Origin of the sequence: Actinoplanes sp. NPDC051633 (genome assembly GCF_040681735.1) — a bacterium.
In the GTDB taxonomy this organism is placed as follows: Bacteria; Actinomycetota; Actinomycetes; order Mycobacteriales; family Micromonosporaceae; genus Actinoplanes.
In genome coordinates this window covers 1-2642 of record NZ_JBFAZH010001073.1, presented here as the reverse complement: position 1 = coordinate 2642, position 2642 = coordinate 1, and the positions used below count along the sequence as shown (strand labels likewise).

Annotated in this window: 3 protein-coding genes; all 3 read right to left on the bottom strand. The window is 74.1% G+C overall.

What is annotated here, in order from left to right:
- Positions 1–319, bottom strand: a 319-nt coding sequence (locus AB0M20_RS37105) for a hypothetical protein (RefSeq protein ID WP_364305426.1), incomplete at its 3' end; no start/stop codon positions are given.
- A 57-nt stretch (positions 320–376) separates the two neighbouring features.
- Positions 377–1405 carry an allantoicase gene (gene alc / locus AB0M20_RS37100; protein WP_364305424.1) on the bottom strand — a complete coding sequence of 343 codons (1029 nt, stop codon included), beginning with the start codon at positions 1403–1405 and terminating at the stop codon, positions 377–379.
- On the bottom strand, positions 1405–2642 hold a 1238-nt coding region (gene allB / locus AB0M20_RS37095; RefSeq protein ID WP_364305422.1), incomplete at its 5' end, for an allantoinase AllB. The genes allB and alc, both read right to left, overlap by 1 nt.

Here is a 2642-nt window from a genome sequence, read left to right as displayed (position 1 = left end):
GGAAGCCGTGGCCGAGGTCGACATCGCCACCGGCGGCGAGCGGGCCGCCGGCGACGACGAGGGCGGCCAGGGCCTCGGTGGCCGCGACGATGTGCGCGGGCGCGGCGTCGGCCGGGCCGACCGCCACCGGGGTGCCGGGCGGCGTCTGATCGCCCGGCTCTTCCGGCCCGGACGGCGCTGCTCGGCCGTCCTGCGCTTGGCCGTCCTGCGCTTGACCATCGTGCTCGTCGGCGGGTGTGCGGCGGTCGCCGGCCGGCGCTGCGAGCCAGAGCCCGTAGCCGGCCGGCGGCACCACGCCACCTGCCAGACGAACGTTCACCCGAGAATGATCGCGCCGGGTCCTGCGGCAGGCGAGCGGATTTCGCCGGCGACCGCGTCAGCTCAGGGCGTCGAAGCGGGAGCGCATGGCCGCCGCGCCCGGACCGTCGGGGCGGCCGTGCAGGCGGAGGCGGGCCATCCCGCCGTCCGGGAAGATGTCCAGGCGGACGTGGGTCGCGGCGGGCGCCGGCGCGATGCGGAAGCGGTGCGGGGTGTCGCGGGCCAGGCGCACCGGCTCGAGCAGATCGAACCAGCCCGTCGGGTCGTCGACCGAGCCGGCCCGCGCGTCCACCCCGCGCAGCGAGGCCCGCCCCGGCGAGTTTCCCTTGAAGTGGCGGGTGTCGAGGTCGGCCAGCTCGAGCACGGCCGGGGCTGCCAATTGCACGATCACCCAGTCGTTGCCGTCGTCGCGGCGGCGGGACGTCTCCCAGCCGTCGCCCATGGAGGCGGCCAGGCCGGGCATCAGCATCTTCTGCGGGTGGCCGTAGAACATGTCGCTGCAACCGGTGACATGTGCGCCGTACTCCGCCGCCGCGACGTCGAACACCTCGGGCAGCAGGCCGGGGTCGGGCACCACCTCGCCGTGCACGCGCAGCCTGGCGACCCCGCCGTCCGGATAGATGGTGAGCCGCACGTGCGTGAACCGCCGCTTGTCGTCCACTGTGAACAGATTGCGGCTGTCGCCGGTCAGCGGCGAGCGGGAGACCAGCGGGGTCCAGGTGGCGGCCCTCAGCTGGGCGGCGTCGGGATAGCCGGGCACCGAGCAGCCGTCCACCGACGCGTACGGCGGGAAGTTGCCGGTGAAGAACGAGGTGTCCACGTCGATGCCGCGGATCACGCCGGGCGCGCCCAGCCGGACGATGGCGTAGTCGTGCCCGGGCTCGCGCCGCCGCCGCGTCTCCCAGCCGTCGTAGACCTGGCCGCGGTGGTCGAAGGTGTGCGGGGCGAACACCGGCGGTGCGGGTGAGAGCAGATGGTCGGCGGCCGCGAAGAACTCGTCGTTGACCTCGACGATGCCGCCGCCGAAGGTGCGCGATGCCAGGTCGGCCAACGTGCTGAAGTCGGCCGGCGTGCTGAGGTCGTCCATCAATCCTCCCTGCTGAGGAAACGGCCGGCCGCCACGTCGCCGGTCACGGCTCGGCCGCGCAGCCAGGTGGTGCGGACCACGCCGGTCAGTGTCCGGCCGGCGTACGGCGTGACGGGATTGCGGTGGTGCAGTGCGTGGGGGTCGACGGTGAACGTACCCGTGGGGTCGAACGCGACCAGGTCGGCGTCCGCGCCCACCGCGAGCCGGCCCTTGCGGCTCAGGCCGACCAGGTCGGCCGGGCGGCGGGCCATCCAGGACACCACATCGGTCAGGGCGAAGCCGCGGTCACGGGCCGCCGTCCAGATCACCGGCAGCCCGAGCTGCACCGAGGCGATGCCGCCCCAGGCCGCCGCGAAGTCGCCGGTGTCGCGGCGTTTCAGCTCCGGGGTGCACGGCGAATGGTCGCTGACGACACAGCTGATCAGGCCGTCGGCGAGGGCGGCCCACAGCCGGTCGGCGTTGGCCCGCTCGCGGATCGGCGGGCAGCACTTGAACTCGGTGGCGCCGGCCGGGATCTCCTCGGCGTGCAGGGTCAGGTAATGCGGGCAGGTCTCGGCGGTGACGCGGACGCCCTGCTGCCTGGCGGCCGCGATCAGCGGCAGCGCCGTCGCCGAGGAGAGGTGCAGGATGTGCACCCGGGCGCCCGCGGCGCGAGCGGCGTCGATGGCGGTCGCGACCGCCGCGTGCTCGGCATCCGGCGGGCGGGAGGCAAGAAAATCCGGGTACGCCGTGGACGACGCGGCGTCGTGCAGGTGGTGCGGGTCCTCGGCGTGCACCACGAACCGCGCGTCCACACTCGACATTGCCAGCGCCAGCTCGACGGCGCTGACCGGCGGGAACTCGGGCACCCCGGAGTCGGCGAGGAACGCCTTGAAGCCGAACACCCCGGCGTCGTGCAGCGCGGGCAGCTCGCCGGCGTTGCCCGGGATCACGCCGCCCCAGAAGCCGACGTCGACGTGGCACTTGCCGGTCGCCGCGGCCTGCTTGACCCGCAGCGCGCCGGCGTCGACGGTCGGCGGCAGACTGTTCAGCGGCATGTCGATGATCGCGGTCACGCCGCCGGCCGCGGCGGCCCGGGTCGCGGTGGCGAAGCCCTCCCACTCGGTGCGTCCGGGCTCGTTGACGTGCACGTGGGTGTCCACCAGGCCGGGCAGCAACGCGTCGTCGCCCAGATCCACCTGCTCCGCCGCGTCGAACACCAAGTCGTAGGGTTCGACCGCGACGATCACCCCCTGGG

Bases quoted from the DNA above. Each gene is read 5' to 3' on its own strand.
- alc (WP_364305424.1), bottom strand. From the start codon at position 1,405: ATGGACGACCTCAGCACGCCGGCCGACTTCAGCACGTTGGCCGACCTG.